At 34.1% G+C, this 17,707-nt stretch carries 15 protein-coding genes, 1 other RNA gene and 2 pseudogenes; 13 read left to right on the top strand and 5 right to left on the bottom strand.

The genetic code is table 11. The annotated features are described in order from the left end of the window. Positions 1–5 precede the first annotated feature (5 nt). The 10 genes and pseudogenes from O1Q06_RS04205 to O1Q06_RS04160 all read left to right on the top strand — a co-directional run bounded on the left by O1Q06_RS04205 (position 6) and on the right by O1Q06_RS04160 (position 10,602). Positions 6–3,749 carry a type IV secretion system protein gene (locus O1Q06_RS04205; protein ID WP_410543082.1) on the top strand — a complete coding sequence of 1,248 codons (3,744 nt, stop codon included), beginning with the start codon at positions 6–8 and terminating at the stop codon, positions 3,747–3,749. After that, positions 3,739–4,371, top strand: a complete 633-nt coding sequence (locus O1Q06_RS04200) for a hypothetical protein (protein ID WP_410543081.1) — start codon at positions 3,739–3,741, stop codon at positions 4,369–4,371. Before O1Q06_RS04205 ends, O1Q06_RS04200 begins: the two co-directional genes overlap by 11 nt. A gap of 104 nt (positions 4,372–4,475) precedes the next feature. Then, positions 4,476–5,024, top strand: coding sequence for a 16S rRNA (guanine(966)-N(2))-methyltransferase RsmD (rsmD, locus tag O1Q06_RS04195; protein WP_007302024.1), 549 nt, complete (start codon positions 4,476–4,478; stop codon positions 5,022–5,024). A 212-nt stretch (positions 5,025–5,236) separates the two neighbouring features. Further along, positions 5,237–6,105: pseudogene (locus O1Q06_RS04190) on the top strand (IS982 family transposase). Beyond that, positions 6,086–6,610: an ATP-binding protein gene (locus O1Q06_RS04185; protein ID WP_410543156.1), complete on the top strand. Its 525-nt coding sequence runs from the start codon at positions 6,086–6,088 to the stop codon at positions 6,608–6,610. The pseudogene O1Q06_RS04190 and the gene O1Q06_RS04185 overlap by 20 nt, the downstream one beginning before the upstream one ends. A gap of 76 nt (positions 6,611–6,686) precedes the next feature. Continuing rightward, the gene (locus O1Q06_RS04180) at positions 6,687–7,166 is read left to right on the top strand and encodes a hypothetical protein (protein ID WP_410543080.1); all 480 of its coding nucleotides are present in this window, start codon (positions 6,687–6,689) and stop codon (positions 7,164–7,166) included. A gap of 212 nt (positions 7,167–7,378) precedes the next feature. Beyond that, a complete protein-coding gene (gene ftsZ, locus O1Q06_RS04175) occupies positions 7,379–8,563 on the top strand; it encodes a cell division protein FtsZ (RefSeq protein ID WP_264375783.1) in 1,185 nt (394 codons plus the stop codon). Then, complete coding sequence (locus O1Q06_RS04170; RefSeq protein WP_064085650.1) at positions 8,563–8,961, top strand: EVE domain-containing protein; 399 nt, start codon at positions 8,563–8,565, stop codon at positions 8,959–8,961. Before ftsZ ends, O1Q06_RS04170 begins: the two co-directional genes overlap by 1 nt. Before the next feature lie 339 nt (positions 8,962–9,300). Next, complete coding sequence (gene ybeY, locus O1Q06_RS04165) at positions 9,301–9,759, top strand: rRNA maturation RNase YbeY (RefSeq protein ID WP_015587883.1); 459 nt, start codon at positions 9,301–9,303, stop codon at positions 9,757–9,759. A gap of 54 nt (positions 9,760–9,813) precedes the next feature. Further along, on the top strand, positions 9,814–10,602 hold the full coding sequence (locus tag O1Q06_RS04160; RefSeq protein ID WP_410543079.1) for a succinate dehydrogenase iron-sulfur subunit: 789 nt from the start codon (positions 9,814–9,816) through the stop codon (positions 10,600–10,602). Between the two features lie 3 nt (positions 10,603–10,605). Here the strand turns inward: O1Q06_RS04160 and O1Q06_RS04155 are convergent, their stop codons facing one another. From O1Q06_RS04155 to O1Q06_RS04140, 4 genes are read right to left on the bottom strand one after another with little or no spacing between them, the layout of a single operon-like run. After that, a complete protein-coding gene (locus O1Q06_RS04155; RefSeq protein WP_410543078.1) occupies positions 10,606–11,742 on the bottom strand; it encodes a hypothetical protein in 1,137 nt (378 codons plus the stop codon). Between the two features lie 35 nt (positions 11,743–11,777). Further along, on the bottom strand, positions 11,778–12,569 hold the full coding sequence (locus tag O1Q06_RS04150) for a GNAT family N-acetyltransferase (RefSeq protein ID WP_410543077.1): 792 nt from the start codon (positions 12,567–12,569) through the stop codon (positions 11,778–11,780). Continuing rightward, complete coding sequence (locus O1Q06_RS04145; protein WP_012481861.1) at positions 12,559–13,041, bottom strand: phosphatidylglycerophosphatase A; 483 nt, start codon at positions 13,039–13,041, stop codon at positions 12,559–12,561. Before O1Q06_RS04145 ends, O1Q06_RS04150 begins: the two co-directional genes overlap by 11 nt. 19 nt (positions 13,042–13,060) lie before the next feature. Further along, positions 13,061–14,038, bottom strand: coding sequence for an NAD(P)H-dependent glycerol-3-phosphate dehydrogenase (locus tag O1Q06_RS04140; protein ID WP_410543076.1), 978 nt, complete (start codon positions 14,036–14,038; stop codon positions 13,061–13,063). Positions 14,039–14,221: 183 nt separating this feature from the next. On the opposite strand from O1Q06_RS04140, the gene O1Q06_RS04135 reads away from it, so the two are divergent. Both O1Q06_RS04135 and O1Q06_RS04130 read left to right on the top strand, forming a co-directional pair. Further along, a protein-coding gene (locus O1Q06_RS04135) for an IS630 family transposase (protein ID WP_410543075.1) occupies positions 14,222–15,227 on the top strand; the annotation gives its coding sequence in 2 pieces (ribosomal slippage) (positions 14,222–14,683 and positions 14,685–15,227; 1,005 coding nt in all). A 239-nt stretch (positions 15,228–15,466) separates the two neighbouring features. Next, positions 15,467–16,237 carry a response regulator transcription factor gene (locus O1Q06_RS04130; protein ID WP_007302014.1) on the top strand — a complete coding sequence of 257 codons (771 nt, stop codon included), beginning with the start codon at positions 15,467–15,469 and terminating at the stop codon, positions 16,235–16,237. Positions 16,238–16,592: 355 nt separating this feature from the next. Here O1Q06_RS04130 and rnpB read toward each other — a convergent pair. Next, positions 16,593–16,941: RNase P RNA component class A (gene rnpB / locus O1Q06_RS04125), an RNA gene on the bottom strand. A gap of 217 nt (positions 16,942–17,158) precedes the next feature. Here rnpB and O1Q06_RS04120 point away from each other — a divergent pair. Further along, positions 17,159–17,682, top strand: a pseudogene (locus O1Q06_RS04120) (IS982 family transposase); the annotation flags it as partial. Between the last annotated feature and the right edge of the window lie 25 nt (positions 17,683–17,707).

Raw genomic sequence — 17,707 nt, 5'->3', positions numbered from 1 at the left:
TAGGTATGCAATCACGCTTAGGCAAATGTTGGTTTAGGTTATTAATTTTGGTAATCTGTGTTCTGGTTACAGGTTGTAGTAAGGATGATATGCCTTTTCCAAGATGTATATCTGCTGATTATTTTGGTCCTGAACCCATTGCAATTGGTGCTCATTTTCCAATCGGTCATTATGCGTTTTTTCCAAAAGGTGAAAGTGGAGAACCTATTGATCCTGAAACCGGAGAAATCAATTATGGTTTTCACCCTAATCAAGTAGTGGAGTGGAAGGATACCGGCCTTGAAACCAATGGAGATAGTTTAGTAGTACGAGTAAATGGTGCATGGACATCTTGGAGCAATAGTAATAAGAAGAAATCTCAAAGTAGTTATAGTTTGGAAAGTTTGGAGCAGTTAAAATATGCAACCAAATTTAAAAGAGGGGAAGGTGACAACAGTCTGCCTGACTTTCACTTGGTTTGTAATGATTATAAACCTAGCATACAAAAATTTTCAAGTAAGCCTAATGCAAGTTGCACTGTAAATTGCAAGTGCATTAATGAAGATGATAGCGCAAATACAGTATCACGTGGTGCTCCATGTTGGTTTACTAACGGCCATGGTGCTTATCTTTTATTTAAAAGGCCTAGCGATTCTAGTCCTAACGAAAATTTAAAATCCATGCGTAACCCTGAGTCTCCTACTGTACATCTAGGTTACAATTCCGTAGCGGAAGATGGAAGTGGGCTTTTTACTTTAGACAGAGATAACACCACATTACAGGACAGGAGTTGTAATACGGTGAGGTTAGAAAAAGGATGGAAAATATATGTAAAGATATTAGATAGATATTATCTAGATAATGCAGGTGGCTACTCTTTTGAATTTTTGAGCGGAGTGCAGAAACCAAGTAACTTTGGATTTTTTGATTACATTTATAACTATCTAAAATGTGTATTATTGATTAACGAAAATTGTAAAAAGCATTTTGATAGCAATGATCCTGCAGCTGCACAAGCGATATTTCAAAATATAGCTGAAAAAAGTACGAGCTTTCACAATTTTGTTCTTTCCTTGCTTGTTCTATTTATAGTGATTTCATCGCTTCTTTATCTTTTTGGAATGATAAGAGAAACTAAGCATGATATGCTCATCAGAATGATGAAAATCACTCTAGTAATAGTGCTTATATCTCCTGGAAGTTTTAGATTTTTCTATGATCATTTTCTTGTTTTATTTGTTAAAGGTCTTGAACAATTGATAAGCATAATTACTAATTTTGCTCCCAACATGAACACCGGAGGTAATTCAAACGTTGCTCAAGGAAATGAAGCTAAATTGTTTAGCTTCATGGAGGATATGTTTAATAAGTTTTTTGCTTACTCTGTTTGGAAAAAGTTTGCAGCATTTTTACATTATCAAATGTGGGCAAGTCTCCTTATGATACCGGCAATTTTTATAGGGATTGTCTTATATTTCCTGCTGTGTATGTATGCTTACATAATATTCCTTTCTGGTTTTATGGGTATAGCTTTTCTTGTAGCTATAATGCCGCTATTCCTAATCTCTATTTTATTTTCACCACTGAAAAGTCTATTTGAGGGTTGGATAAAATTCTGTATTAGTTTCTGTTTGCAATCAATTATGATATTTACCCTGCTGTCATTACTTGCTGCGATGATAATGAATACCTTTTATAAACAGTTAGGCTTTACTGTGTGCTATAATAAATGGCTTGAAATAAAGTTATGTGCTCCAAAATGGGTATTTGGTGGTTTTTGTATAATTGATAAAGAATACTTTAGCTGGACTCCAGGGCAAATTTTTGTACCTTATGCTATTGGAGAGGCTTCTACATTGAACGTAGATAAGAATATAGAAGGTATAGAAAAACTAAGCAGAATAGGTGGTACAGTAAAGTTTACTGGTGGCGCTGGATATATCCCTCTTCCACCAGATTACATTAATAAAGGTTTTCGTTATATAGATTATCCTTTCTTTAATCCAATTCCTGGAACTAAAGATAATCCAGCAGACCACTATGTTGCGGAAAGAGATATGATAGTTAGTAATGGCTGTAGTGCAAAAGATCTAGTACGCTTAACAAATAGTTTATCTCATGCATCAGAGAGGGCTGACATTATATTACTGATCAACAATATAGAGAAAAGGATAGGTGATGTTAGTGAAATAATAAAACGCTACTGTCAAGATATAAATAAATGCAATAGTTATAGGGAAATAATTAATGAAATAAGATCTTTAGTGCGGAGTGCGATAAAAAAACAAGGTTGTAGAATACTGAAACTTCATGATTTATATAAGGATCCCAACAGTGAATACTGTCAGAAATGTAAAGATTGTGAGGATTGCAAAAATTATAAAGAAAATAGTGATTACCAAAGGGTGCAAGACATACAGAGAGGTTATTTAATCAACGCAGGAGAGATCTTTGTATTGTTCTTGCTTTCGTTTTTGATGTTTTCTTTGAAGGAGTTTGTACAACAGATGGGCTCAAGCATTGCCGGTGGTGGGTTTGGTGTTTACAATATATCTAGTATGTATCAAGCATCACCTGTGACTGGTTTAATGCAGGGATTAAAACAACAGATGCAAGATAAAATTGGTGGAGGGCTAGAGTCTTTAGGTAATTGGGCTACTCATGCACCGGACAGATTAGCTGGAGGTACAGCTAATTTGCTAGGTAGAATACCAAGAGTTGGGGGTGTGCTGAAATATGCTATTAATGTGCCACGTAAGCTTGTAGGTGCTACTATTGAAGCAACAAAATTTGCAACATCACCTAAAAATGATGTTGATAAGCTTGAGGAAAAAATCTACAGGGCGTTTGGAGTTGATAAAGAAGATATTGCACATAGAAGAATTGATAAATATTTAGAATATTATAAAGGATATGTAGGATCACATTTGGGCTATACAATAGAAGATGCTATGAAGTTTACTTGGGAACATGGTCTCGACTCTATAGGAATTAACCCTGCTACAGGAGAAAAGGATGGTTACCAGCATAATCTACTCTATAGAGCAAAAACATATAGACGGGAATTTCTTGAGAAGCTTCATGACTACACTATTGGCCGCAAGAGAGAACCAGAAGAAGACAATCCTGATCAATCAAATAAGGTAGAACGAGAGTTAGGCACGGAACTAGTAAGAAATAACCATGATCAGCCACTAGAAGAAGGCGACCCTCTTCGACTACGAGGGGGAGGTCAGCCAGATAAGGTAGTACGAGAACTAAGCACAGAACAAGAAGACAAGCCTAATCAACTACAGCATGATCAGCCAACAGAAGAAGATAAGCCTGATCAATCAAATGAAGTGACACGAAATTTAGGCACGGAACCAAAAGGTTCAGATGAAATTGATGATTTTGGATCTGCTTTTGAAGGTATGGAAAAACGTGCTGAAAGAGAAGGCAGAAGAAATCAAGATAAAGTTTACAACCTCTCACCACTTTTTGAAATGAACACTCCAGAAGCTGTAGAAAAACGTGCTGAAAGAGCTAGAAGAAAAGAAGAAAGAGATCGAAAAGACGAAGTTTATAATCTTAAGCCTTTATTTAAAGAACCAAAAAATCCAGAAGAGTACGTTAAGGCACTTTTTGAAATGAATACCCAGGAAGCTATAAAAAAACGTGCTGAAAGAGAGGAAAAAAGAAATCGAGAAGACAGTAAAAGGAAATTACCGGAACCAATGAGGAAACCAGATGCAAAAGGAGATGAGAAGAGGATTGAAGATGAAGACTAATAAAAATTTCAAAGGCCTTGATTATTATAAATTGCAGCAAGACAAAGATGGCAACATAAAGTTAAATGACTACGACGACATTTTAAATGCGCGTAGGGCAAGGGTAGACTTGTTGCGGGATAACACATCACTTGACAAGGATGTCAATTTTGCTAAATTGAATGAAGCTTTGAGTGAGAAATTTGTAGATAATCATGGTTTATTGTCTGAATTTGATAAGGAAGACAAAGAGATTGCACAAGAAAGGCTTAAGATGTCTAATATTTTAGACAGTCTTGATAATCTTGCAAACATTGAAAGTGAAGATCTATTAGAGGTTAGTTTGTTACTATCAGATCTTAGTTTTATAGAGAGAAGTATTGTGTTGAATGCCGATCAGAGTTCTGATCTAATAGGGCTCAAAAGTCTATTTATAGAAAAAAAAGCATCTGGTGAGGAATATAGTGATGAAGAGTGTCACAATTTCCTCGATAGTATAGAGAAAATTAATACTTTAATTAAGTTAGAGTTAGAAAGTAGAATTGAAGGGATGGGTCATGATGAAAAAAACAACCATGATGATTTACAAGACGAGATTGGTCGTGCAATCAGTATAGAAAATAAATCAAAGAAAAGCGATTGATCTTGCGTTCCTCCACAAGCAACCTTCTTTCTATTAGACTGCTGAAGCTACGTTGACATTAAATGTGTATTATAAATAATTAGTTAACTTCGAACTTGTTTTATATGTTACGTGTTATTGCGGGTAAATATCGTGGAAGAAAAATAACTACAGGCAAGAATTTAGCTGCACGGCCCACTATGAGTAGTGTCCGAGAAGCAATATTTAGTATACTTTCTTCAAGAAAACCTATTTATAACCTAAATGTACTTGATTTATTCTGCGGAAGTGGCTCTTTTTCATTTGAAGCACTTTCTCGAGGTGCTAAACATGCATTCATGGTAGATTCAGATTATTACAATTTGCAACTGCCTAAAAAAACAGCAGAAGATTTTGGAATTACGAACGATATCACGTTAATTTGTTGCAATGCTAACGGATTACCAAGACCTATTTCAAAGTGCGATATAGTTTTTATGGATCCACCTTATAATATCAATCTGGTTAACTCAACTTTAGACGAGTTAGCTCACTCAGGCTGGTTAAATGATAATGCGTTAATAATTCTAGAAATGAGGAAAAATGAAGGTTTTGAGTGCAATAAAAACTTCAATATAATTGTGGAGCGTACCTACGGTATTGCAAAAATAATTTTTCTTTCTTCACTCACTTGAATTTCTTTTGTAAACATCTATAGCTAAGCTAAGTAAGATTTTTCCGAGGACTGAAAGAAAAAATCAATGCGTTTTGGTGGGAATAGGGTGTGTAACAGCAAATCAATACGAGTTGATATACTAGAAACGCTAATTCTGGATTAAAAAGAGAATAGAAAAGTCAGGAGAGTAGGGTAAACTCAACAAATAGAAAAAAATAGATGAGGTTACCCATGGAAGATATAACAAAACTGTTTTGTCTGGTCGATGATTTTTGCAGAGATATAGAGAAAAATTTTGCAGATAAACTACTGCCAAACGGTAAAAACCCACAAGAGTGCCAGAAATTACACACTCGGAAATTATCACAATAATCCTCCTGTATCAGCAATCTCCCTGTGAAAATTTTAAGGCTTTCTACCTGCATTACCTAACATTGCTCTACAAATCAGAGTTTTCGAAGTTGCCTTCATACACTAGGTTTGTTGCTCTAAAGCCCAGGGTTTTGTGGCATTTAGCCATGCTATTACAGTGCCTTTGCGGATGGTCAGAACTTACTGGAATCTCATACATAGATACAACTCCTATTGCAGTTTGCCATGCAAAAAGAATATCAAGAAATAAGGTTTTTGCTGGAATTGCAAAATTAAGCAAGAGTACATATGGCTGGTTTTTCGGCTTTAAACTACATTTGATAATTAACGAGAAAGGTGAAATTCAAGCTTTTACGCTTACAAGAGGTAATGTTGACGATAGAGAGCCTGTAGCAAACCTAACTAAGAAATTAACCGGTCTTTTGTTTGGTGATAAAGGCTATATTAAAAAAGAGCTTTTCCAAGAGTTGTTTAACCGCGGTTTGAAACTTGTTACCAAGGTGAAAAAGGGGATGAAAAACGCATTAATTTCACTACATGAAAAGATTTTGCTGAGAAAAAGGTCGATCATTGAGACGATTTTTGGCTACCTCAAAAATAGACTTGAAATTGAACATACTCGCCATAGATCTCCCGTTAATTTCTTGGTTCACATCTTTTCTACTCTCATTTCCTATTCCTTGAAATCCAAAAAGCCTTCCATTTCCTATACTTTCTTCCTTCCTTAATCCAGAATTAGCGTTTATAGCTGCAATGAATCCCTGCAGATGCGGTTACTCAGGTGATGCAAGTAGATCGTGCAACAAAGCTCCAAAATGCGGCACAGATTATAGAAATAAAATATCAGGACCATTGCTTGATAGAATAGACATATGCATTGAAATGCCAAACGTTAGCATACTTTCTCCTGAAATCTCTGTGGAGGGAGAAAGTACCGAGGTTATAAGAGGAAGGGTGATAGCAGCGAGAAAAATTCAAGCTGAGCGTTATAGTAAATTTAATATTCATTGCAATGCAGAAGTAAGTGGTGAAGCATTAAATAAATTCACTGAACCAGATCACGAAGGGTTAGAATTGCTAAAACACGTACTGAAAGAAAATTACATTTCTAATCGAGGTTACGCGCGCATATTAAGAGTTGCAAGAACCATTGCAGATCTTGCAAAAAGTGAGGAAATAAAAAGAGCACACATCGCAGAAGCACTAAATTACAGAATAAGAATATATAAATAAGTTAATTTACTTGACGGGCAGCTTTTTTTGCCATATACTGTCGTTAGTGAAATTTTAGTATTTTTGGAGTAGAGTTATGACGAAATTAAAAACAATCAGAGAGAAAGCTGGAGAAATTTATGGTAACGGTCTTAATTTTGTAAAAGAGACTAAAGGTAGTACAATTGGTATTTCTTTGGCAATTGCAGCAGTAGCTTCTCTTACAGCTGCTTATTTCTTAAGTCCAGCTTATGCAACTTTTGTTGGTGCAGTTGGAACGAAAGCTGCAACACTTGTTAGTCCTGCTATTACTGCAATGTCTGCATTTGCAGTTGCTCATCCACTCATTGCTAGTTTGGTAGTTCTTGCTGCAGTAGCAGCTTTAATAACTGCACCTATATATGGATGTCTGAACAGTAGTAAGGCAGGGAAACTTGCTAAGCTTGAGAAAAATTTCAAGGATGGTTGCGAAGTAGATAGTAATGGTTGGAAGTTTAAAGCAGATACTGCACCATTAGCGCTCTTGGATGGTGTTATTAGTATTAATCTTTCAGAAACACTCATCAGTGCAGCGTAACAAAACAAAAAGGGATAGAAACCTATCCCTTTTTTTTCTATTGGTTAAAATTCGAAAATCACTACGTCTATTGATTAGTGATATTTCTAGTGTTAAGAATAAGTAAATCTTGTTTACTATTTGCATATATCAAAATGAAAAATGTTTGCATATTGTTAAAAAAGCAGTAACTTGTTATCAAGTGAATTCACTAATATTTGAGTAAAATTTAAATGTCAATTGACCTTAGTTTACCAGAATTACCCATATTGCACCCAAGGATTACCGTTGTGGGAGTGGGTGGTGCTGGCGGAAATGCTGTAAACAACATGATCCAATCCAATTTGCAAGGGGTAAATTTTGTTGTAGCAAATACCGATGCTCAAGCGTTAGAGAAGTCGTTATGTGATAAAAAAATTCAACTTGGTATTAACTTAACTAAGGGCCTTGGTGCCGGCGCTTTGCCTGATGTTGGTAAAGGTGCAGCAGAAGAATCAATTGATGAGATTATGGAGCATATAAAAGATAGCCATATGCTCTTTATCACAGCAGGGATGGGTGGTGGTACTGGAACAGGTGCTGCACCGGTAATTGCAAAAGCAGCCAGAGAAGCAAGAGCGGTAGTTAAAGATAAAGGAGCAAAAGAAAAAAAGATACTGACTGTTGGAGTTGTAACTAAGCCGTTCGGTTTTGAAGGTGTGCGACGTATGCGCATTGCAGAGCTTGGACTTGAAGAGTTGCAAAAATACGTAGATACACTTATTGTCATTCCCAATCAAAATTTATTTAGAATTGCTAACGAGAAAACTACATTTGCTGACGCATTTCAACTCGCCGATAATGTTCTGCATATTGGCATAAGAGGAGTAACTGATTTGATGATCATGCCAGGACTGATTAACCTTGATTTTGCTGATATAGAAACAGTAATGAGTGAGATGGGTAAAGCAATGATTGGTACTGGAGAGGCAGAAGGAGAAGATAGGGCAATTAGTGCTGCAGAGGCTGCGATATCTAATCCATTACTTGATAATGTATCAATGAAAGGTGCACAAGGAATATTGATTAATATTACTGGTGGTGGAGATATGACTTTATTTGAAGTTGATGCTGCAGCCAATAGAGTACGTGAAGAAGTGGATGAAAATGCAAATATAATATTTGGTGCTACTTTTGATCAGGCGATGGAGGGAAGAGTTAGAGTTTCTGTTCTTGCAACTGGCATTGATAGCTGTAACAACAATTCATCTGTTAATCAAAACAAGATCCCAGCAGAGGAAAAAAATTTTAAATGGCCTTATAATCAAATTCCAATATTAGAAACAAAAGAATATGCTTCAACTGAGCAAACAAACGAAAGAGTTAAGTGGGGTAGCAATGTTTATGATATACCAGCTTATTTAAGAAGAAAGAAATAATGCAATTTTGGCTACTCAAGTCAGAACCAAGTGAATACTCGTGGCAGAAAATGGGAAAGGAGCAGGTGACGCAGTGGAATGGTGTATGCAATTATCAAGCTCAAAATTACATGAGAGCTATGAAATTAGGCGATCTTGCATTTTTTTATCATACAGGTAAAGAGAGAGTTATACTTGGAATAGTTGAAGTATTAAAGGAGTACTATCATGTTTATAATTCCAAATTTGGACTAGTGAATGTAAAATTTTTGAAACCTTTAAGTAACCAAGTGACGTTAAACAGTATAAAACAAAACCCACTTTTGAAAAATATGGTTATATTAAAACAATCACGTTTATCAGTTTCTCCAGTTTTAGAGACTGAGTGGAATGAAATAATAAGGATGAGTGATGTGTAATACCTGTTGCCAAACAATATTACCTCAGCACACAACATACAGCTGTATGAGTGTTTGTTTCGAAGTAGCAAATTTTTCATCAAACACAAAGCAGTGCTTGACACTGGAATCCAGCTGTAATGCAACCACATTAAAAATGTTGTGTTTTAATATAGCTTTTATATTCACTCACCTAATGTCTAATCAGAATTCCTGGATCCCAATGTCGGAGCACTGGGATGACATACTTCTAGTGTACAATATTCGTATAGTTGTGTGTATGATACGATGGTCTATAATTCTTCTTTTTTGGGTTCCAATGTCAAGTGATGGGATAATGTCCTTTCTGGTGCTTTATTCATGTTAGAAGTAAATATTCTTGATAAGAGGTGGCATAGTATTACGAAGGACCCACAGAGTTTTGTATTAAATATTATTAACGCTTCTCTAAAAGAATTAAAAATAGATCATTATAAACCAAATATATCAATAGCTCTCGCTGATGATAACTTGCTACATCAACTTAATCTTAAGTTTAGAGAAATAGATAAGCCAACTAATGTACTATCATTTCCATGCGAACAGTTATCTAGTGAATGTGATCTAGGAGACATAGCAATTGCAGTAGATACAATAGAAAGAGAGTCTCATGAGTACTGTATATCTATCCTCACTCACACTGCACACATGTTAGTTCATGGATTGCTGCATTTACTTGGCTATGATCATCAAAAAGAAGATGAAGAAATTATAATGAAAAGTTTAGAGAGCAAGATTTTAGCTTTGCTTGAATTTGAAAAGGAAAAGTATGGTAGATAATACCAAAATATGTTATTTACAAAAAAGGGGTTTTAGCTGTAAAAGGTAAGCAATATGGTTCAGTTTTCTTTACCAAAAAATTCTAAAGTTAATAAAAAGGGCAAGGTTTATCCTACTCCTACTGGAGCAAAAAATATTAGAAGATTTCAAATTTATCGTTGGTCTGCTGATGATGATAAAAATCCAAGAATAGACACATTTTTTATCGATATGGATAATTGTGGCCCTATGGTACTTGATGCATTAATAAAAATAAAGGATGAAATAGATTCAACCTTAACTTTTAGACGCTCTTGCAGAGAAGGAATATGCGGATCTTGTGCAATGAATATTGATGGCACCAACACTCTCGCATGCACTAAATCTATACATGATATAAAAGGTGAAGTAAAAATATATCCACTACCTCATATGTATATAGTAAAGGATCTAGTGCCAGATCTAAGCCAATTTTATGAGCAATACAAATCGATTAAACCTTGGTTACAAACAGATAAATCTGCCTTACAAAATAAAGAATACTTTCAATCTCCTGAAGATAGAAAAAAATTGGATGGTCTGTCTGATTGTATACTATGTGCTTGCTGTTCGACTGGTTGCCCAAGCTATTGGTGGAATGGTGATAAATTTTTAGGGCCAGCGATATTACTGCAAGCTTATAGATGGATTGCTGACAGTCGTGATAATAAGAAAGAAGAAAGACTTGCTTCTTTAAACGACCCATTTAAGTTGTATCGTTGTCATACAATAATGAATTGTACAAAAACCTGCCCGAAAGGGCTTAACCCAGCAAAAGCGATAGCGAAAGTAAAACAGCTTATGATAGAGAGAGGAGGAATTTGAGTGTTATTTCTGGCACTCTTCGTAAGAAAATAGTAGACCCTCTGAAGCATAGGGTATTGTTAATACTCTAAACGTTCTTCCGTTCATGAAATGTATTGTTTCACCATATGATTCCAGTAATCTTTTGAACAACTCATGTCTTTGATTATTAATAGTTTGAAAATCATTTTTTCCTAAAAGCTTTTTAGATTCAAATAGGTGAAGCATAATCTCGTGATAAGTTGGATAAGACTCCAAAAATTTTGGATCAAACTGAAAAGTTTTTATAAAAGCATTATTATAAAATTTTAGCTTTTGATTCTTACTATATATCGCTACAGCAATCGATAGCTTCTCAAGCAAACTTTCTTGTGCAGCTAAACAATTGCTTAGCTCAGTATGTAATTTTTTTTCATCACTAATATCTTTTCCATACATTACTATGCTATTAGAATTTTGCATTGGAACTTCAACAAAATTAAAAACCTTAGGTTCGTTCTTGTAAGTTATTACACACTCTCCTGGTTTTACGTCATAGGAGCCACTCGCAACAGTAAATTTTTTAGAGCTGCCTATATATTTATCATAAAATAAGTTATAAAACCTTACTTTTTTATTCTTATTGTGCTTCAGTATTGGAAATGGTAAAGAGTCAAAAATTTTTTTATAGCTCTCCAATTCTCGCATAAGCTTACTATTTTCTAACTCAAGTTCATTAGCTTTTATCTTATAATCGGAGATATTCCTTATCCATAACAACACACCAATCACATTATTAGAATAATCTATTATGCTTTTACCATAACATGTGCAATAAACCTCACTGTCTTTTGACTTTAAATCTAGAGTAAAAGATTTATTTATTTCCTTTGCCTCAGCAAAACTTTTAATTAAGCTTTCTGATTGCTCAAAAAAATTTACAAACTCATTAAATGAATAAAAAACAGTATTAAGCAAAATTAGTAAATTGGGAGAAAATTTTTCTATACGTTTTTTTGCGTCCCAAATATAAAATCCATCATTCACAGTATCTATTAAATTATTTATGATAACATTTTGATGTTGTAAGTCCTTAATTTTATTACTAATTTTTAATTTAGAATATGAGAAAAAGAAGAATACTAGAATTAGTAGTAAAACTATTTCATACAAAAAAAACATAGTATTCTAAAACAAATATAAAAATTTGTAACCTCTCAGCAAAGAGATTGTACTGAAGAGGTATATAAGTGAAGATTGCCAAATACCCTAAAGCCTAATCTCTTATAAAGGTTTACAGAAGGTTTCATGCAATGTGCTACTATGTATTTGCATTCAAATTGCCTAGCTATCTTTATTCTTTCTAGAACCATTTGAGTTCCTATTCCACGACCCCTGTAAATTGGTAAAACTCCATCGCTATAAAAACCAGCTATGCTGTCTTGAATATAAAGACCGCATATTCCAACAATTTCGTTATTTAGCATTACAAGAAAAAATCTTAACCTTGAGCTCTTATCATCATAATTCGATAATTGGCGAAAAAATGTGCTAACAATACTAATTCTATGATAAAAAATTTTAGAAGTGTGTAAATCTAATTGCTCTAAGAGCTCACTACTATTTACAACATTGAACTTCAAATTTGGAACAGCATCATCAGGCAAAAAATAATCTTTTATATTGAGTAAAACTTTTTTTGGTGTGCTAACGTGTTTTATTTCGCATTTTTCTAAAATACCCCCTATTTTTATACGTGGACTTATTATCCATGTTGCTTCTATATTTCGTGCTTTGAGATAATCTAGAGTTCTGCATATGGAAAGCTCAGTACATTGATCTTCACAAAACACAAAATTAAATAACGATTCTCTGGTACCATTTACTGTAAATATAACATTATCAAATTCGTCATGTATTTCCCACTTGGACAAATTCGTTGCATAAAGTATATAATCCTTTAGGTTCTGAATAATTAAGCTTGAATAACAAATTTTTTTATTCTGCATAAATCAACAATAAACAATAAAAGGCTCCTATAAAAACAAAGGCTAAAATTGCAGCTACAACATCATCTAGCATAATACCTAAAGGACCTTTTGTATTTTTATCAATCAAATTTATAGGCCACACTTTTATTATATCAAAAAACCTAAAGGAGAAAAAGCACACCAACAATACAGAGCTATTCATTTCTTGTTCTAATAATATTGAAACTAGAAGTACTGTCAGCAATTGACCAACTACTTCATCAATTACTACCTCTTTTGGATCATGCGGAGCTTTGTAATGTTGTATATAATTGCCTGTAGACCATAATCCAACTAAGAATAAAAAAAAAATAATTGCTGTACCTAAAATTCTGTCATTGAGTAATATAGGAACAATTGGGTAAGCAGCCAAGCTGCCTATAGTACCTGGCATGTGTTTTACCGTGCCAGATAGCCACCATGTTGATATTAATTTATATAAAAATTTCACAATATACCGAAATATAAAACTAATTTACAAGAACAGAAATAGTATCTTCTATAGAAGTATTTTCATATAGCAATCTATAGATCGCTTCACATATGGGCATTTTTACCTTTAGCTTTTCTGCTAAATCAAATGCAGACTTAGCAGTGTTAAAACCTTCAATTACCGACTTACCTTCTGATAAAATCTGCTGAGCACTAGAACCATTACTATTAGCTACTTTAGATCCAAAAGATAGATTTCTTGAATTTAATGATGTGCATGTCACAACCAAATCGCCTAAGCATGCTGGTCCAAGTAGTGTATTTATATCTACATTGCCGTCACCAACTTTTGCTGAGTATAAAGCCTTAATTTCACTCATACTTTTCGTAATTAATGCTGCATGAGCATTAAACCCAAACCTACCTAGAACAACCCCACATGCTATAGCAAAAACATTCTTTAACGCTGCACAAACCTGTATTCCTGTAACATCGCTACTAAGGTACAATTTAATATTTTCTTGCTGTAGCTCTGATACTAATTTTAAACCTAATACTTCATTTTGACATGCAAGAACCATCGAATATGGTAATTTTCTTGCAACTTCTATAGCAAAGCTAGGACCAGAAAAAACAGCAAGAGGATTATTAGGTAAAACTTCATTGACTACTTCACTAGGTAATTTTAATGTAGATTTTTCTATTCCCTTACAAGCCAAAATTATTGCTACATTTTTTTTTAGGTTACAATCATTCAATTGATGACATATCTCCCTTAGAGACTGAGTGGGAACAGCTAGAATTATTACTGAAGCATTCACTGCATCTTCAATAGCTAATTTTACTGATACATTATCAGAAATTGGACAATCAGGTAGCTTGTCACTTTCTCTTTTCTCTTTAATTGATTCAAATATGGCCTTATTGCGAGTCCACAAAATTACATTTTTCTTACCACTTAATGAAATCGCAATTGCTGTACCCCATGCGCCAGCACCTAAAACTGATATTACCACTCAATATTCCTGAAAGTATTACTTATAATTTAAAACTGTAGAATAAGTAAATTAAAAATATAACATAAAAGTATAAAATAGTTTAAATATCTATTAACCTAATACCAATTCCCGCTATACAAGCAACGAATAGAAAATAATGGAAAAAAGCCATACTGAAGTAAGTAAAATAGCGAGGTTTAGATGGCATTAAGATCAAAATTATTGGATGAAAAAGTGGTGAAATCAGCAAAAGAGATGCTGAAGAGAGTAAGAAATAATGCGTATGTTGCAAAAAAACTAAATGCTGTAATTGCAGCAAAAAAGCACAGTATAACAGCTGTAGCAAAAATATGTTGCATTTCGAGAAAGGCAATTACTACATGGATAAAGCACATAAAATTTGGAAGAGAAGAAAAATTATTTGCTCCACCTCAACGCCGTAGAAAAACTACATTGAACCAAAGTCAACTTGAACGAATTGAGTTGTGGATAGAGGAAAACCCCAATATTACTATTAGAGAAATGAGAATAAGAATCCAAGAAAGATTTGGTTTGAATATCAGCAAATCCGCAATACATCGTAATATGCAAAGAATGAAATTCTCATATATCACACCAAGACCAGTTCATAGTGGACAAGATAAAAACAAGCAAGAGGAGTTTAAAAAAAAACCTCAATGAAACTATTGTCATGCATTCTGAAAAAGAGCTATTTTTCTTCGATGAATCACGGTTTGGTACACATTCGAAAGTTGGACATGGGTGGTTTAAAAAAGGCAGTAGGACAAAGGTTAAGGTAAAATTAGGTAGGGAAAATTTTTATCTCTATAGTGCAGTTAATCCCAGAAATGGAGAGAATTTTAGCTTATTTGCACCAAACGTCAACACTGATTGTATAAATATATTCCTTGAACAGATGTCGCAATATTTAGGAATACGAAAGGCTTTTCTCGTAATGGATTGCGCTAGTTGGCATAAGTCAAAAAATTTAAAGGCACCTAAAAATATCGAAATTATATACCTACCACCATACTCACCTGAACTCAATCCTGTTGAGAGGTTTTGGTTATATATAAAACAGAACATTTTACGCAATAAAATCTACGATACAATCGTTCTGCTTGAATGCGCTTTGTGTAAATTTATTACCTCTCTTTCCCCTTCCACGGTTAAACAACTCTGCTATGCTTCTTATTTGGTTCATTAATAATGAGAATTGGTATAAGTATTCTTTTAATAAAAATAGCTTCTATTCAATATTTACTAAAAATAGTACTATTATAGTATATCTATTGTATTTTAGATCTATTTGTATAATTTTGGAACGACACATTAACTATTAATTAATAAGTGTAATTTCTATTATTCATTAATAAAAATTTGATTTGTTACTTTCCTTGGTTATATATATTACTAAAATTATAAATTATTTATGGGGTGTAAAATATGCGTATATTATTAATTGAAGATGATCAAGTAAGTGCAAGGACTGTAGTTAATGCCTTAACTTCTGATGGACATTTTTGCGACGTTGTTACTTCTGCACAAGATTATAACAATAATATGGTTTCCTCAGGTGGAGACTGTTACGATCTAGTTATTCTAGATATACACCTGCCTGGTGATATTGATGGATATGATATACTGTTAAGATTAAGAAGTGCAAAAATCAAAGTTCCTGTTTTAATACTTTCGTGTATCTCCGCTGCCAACCATAAAGCTAAAGGACTTGGGTATGGTGCCGACGATTACTTAACCAAGCCATTTCACAAGAGCGAATTATTAGCTCGAATTAAGGCCATAGTCCGACGTACTAAAGGCCATCCCGAATCAGTGATAAAGATTGGTAATATGAATATCAATTTTGATCACAGGATTGTTGAGGTAAAAGGCAAAACAGTTCACCTTACTAACAAAGAGTATTCCATGATAGAATTGCTGGCATTGCGTAAAGGAGCAGTGTTGACAAAAGAAATGTTTTTAAACCATCTTTACAATGGCTTGGACGAACCTTCAGACAACAAAATAGTTGATGTTTTTATGTGTAAATTACGTAAAAAACTTGAAAGTGCAAATGACGGAATAAGCCACATAGAAACCGTTTGGGGTAGAGGATATGTTCTAAAAGAGTATGTTGACGATGAAGAATACTCTAGTGTTAATATAAGCGAAAGCAGTAGTGACTATCAAGCAGAACAAGTCAAGGACAGCGCATGAAATGCTTTATTTACTTGTTGATTGAAGAAGCGAAAAGGTAGATTTAGTAAGATAAAAACTAATCCTAAAAGTGAGGTAACGTGGTCAGTCTTTTAGAACTTTACAAAGATTTGCAACAAAAGATAGAAAAGTTGGAAGCGGAGCTAAAAAGTTATAGGTAAGAAAGTAAGGCTTTAGAGATAGAGAATGACGAGTTAAAGGAAAAGCTCGGTTAAAATTCAAGCTTTGTTAAGTTCAAAAGGAAATAAAATAAAGAGATAAGCCAAGAAGTAAAAGGAATATAGGTGGTCAAATTGAGCGTACAGGATATGTGAAATGTTTGATACATTTACATAGTATGGCTGACATTCATGCATTGCCTAGGTGAAATATAAGCCGAGTTCTGTTTATGTAGCTATTTATCTGGAGTAAATGTTACCATTTACTTCATGCGATTTACCCGAGTAGATATGAGAAAAACATAAAATCCACTTCTATTTAATCTTGCTCCTAGTGTTGGTTACTTGACTACCAATGTTGCCATTGTTATGGTGTGCTCTTACCACACCTTTTCACCCTTGCCTAATAATATTTAGGCGGTAATTTTCTGTAGCCCTATAACTGGAGTTACCTCCGGCGGGCGTTACCCGTCACTACCTTTTCTTGGAGCTCGGACTTTCCTCTGCTGTGTTTATCACACAACAGCAGCTACTTATTGCACCTAGGGATTATACTTTAACATTAAAATCACAAAAGCAAAAGAAATTTTCCTAACAGTCTACATACTAAAAACATTCAGACAAATAGCTAAAGGTGATATTCCGGTACATCATCGCTTCTAAGAAACTTCCCATTAACGCTAATTCTGGATTAAAAAGAGAATAGAAAAGTCAGGAGAGTAGGGTAAACTCAACAAATAGAAAAAAATAGATGAGGTTACCCATGGAAGATATAACAAAACTGTTTTGTCTGGTCGATGATTTTTGCAGAGATATAGAGAAAAATTTTGCAGATAAACTACTGCCAAACGGTAAAAAACCCACAAGAGTGCCAGAAATTACACATTCGGAAATTATCACAATAATCCTCCTGTATCAGCAATCTCCCTGTGAAAATTTTAAGGCTTTCTACCTGCATTACCTAACATTGCTCTACAAACAGAGTTTTCGAAGTTGCCTTCATACACTAGGTTTGTTGCTCTAAAGTCCAGGGTTTTGTGGCATTTAGCCATGCTATTACAGTGCCTTTGCGGATGGTCAGAACTTACTGGAATCTCATACATAGATACAACTCCTATTGCAGTTTGCCATGCAAAAAGAATATCAAGAAATAAGGTTTTTGCTGGAATTGCAAAATTAAGCAAGAGTACATATGGCTAGTTTTTCGGCTTTAAACTACATTTGATAATTAACGAGAAAGGTGAAATTCAAGCTTTTACGCTTACAAGAGGTAATGTTGACGATAGAACGCTAATTCTGGATTAAAAAGAGA

Source organism: Wolbachia endosymbiont of Tetranychus urticae, assembly GCF_046529255.1.
Taxonomy (GTDB): Bacteria; Pseudomonadota; Alphaproteobacteria; order Rickettsiales; family Anaplasmataceae; genus Wolbachia.
This window is presented reverse-complemented; position numbering and strand designations above follow the sequence as displayed.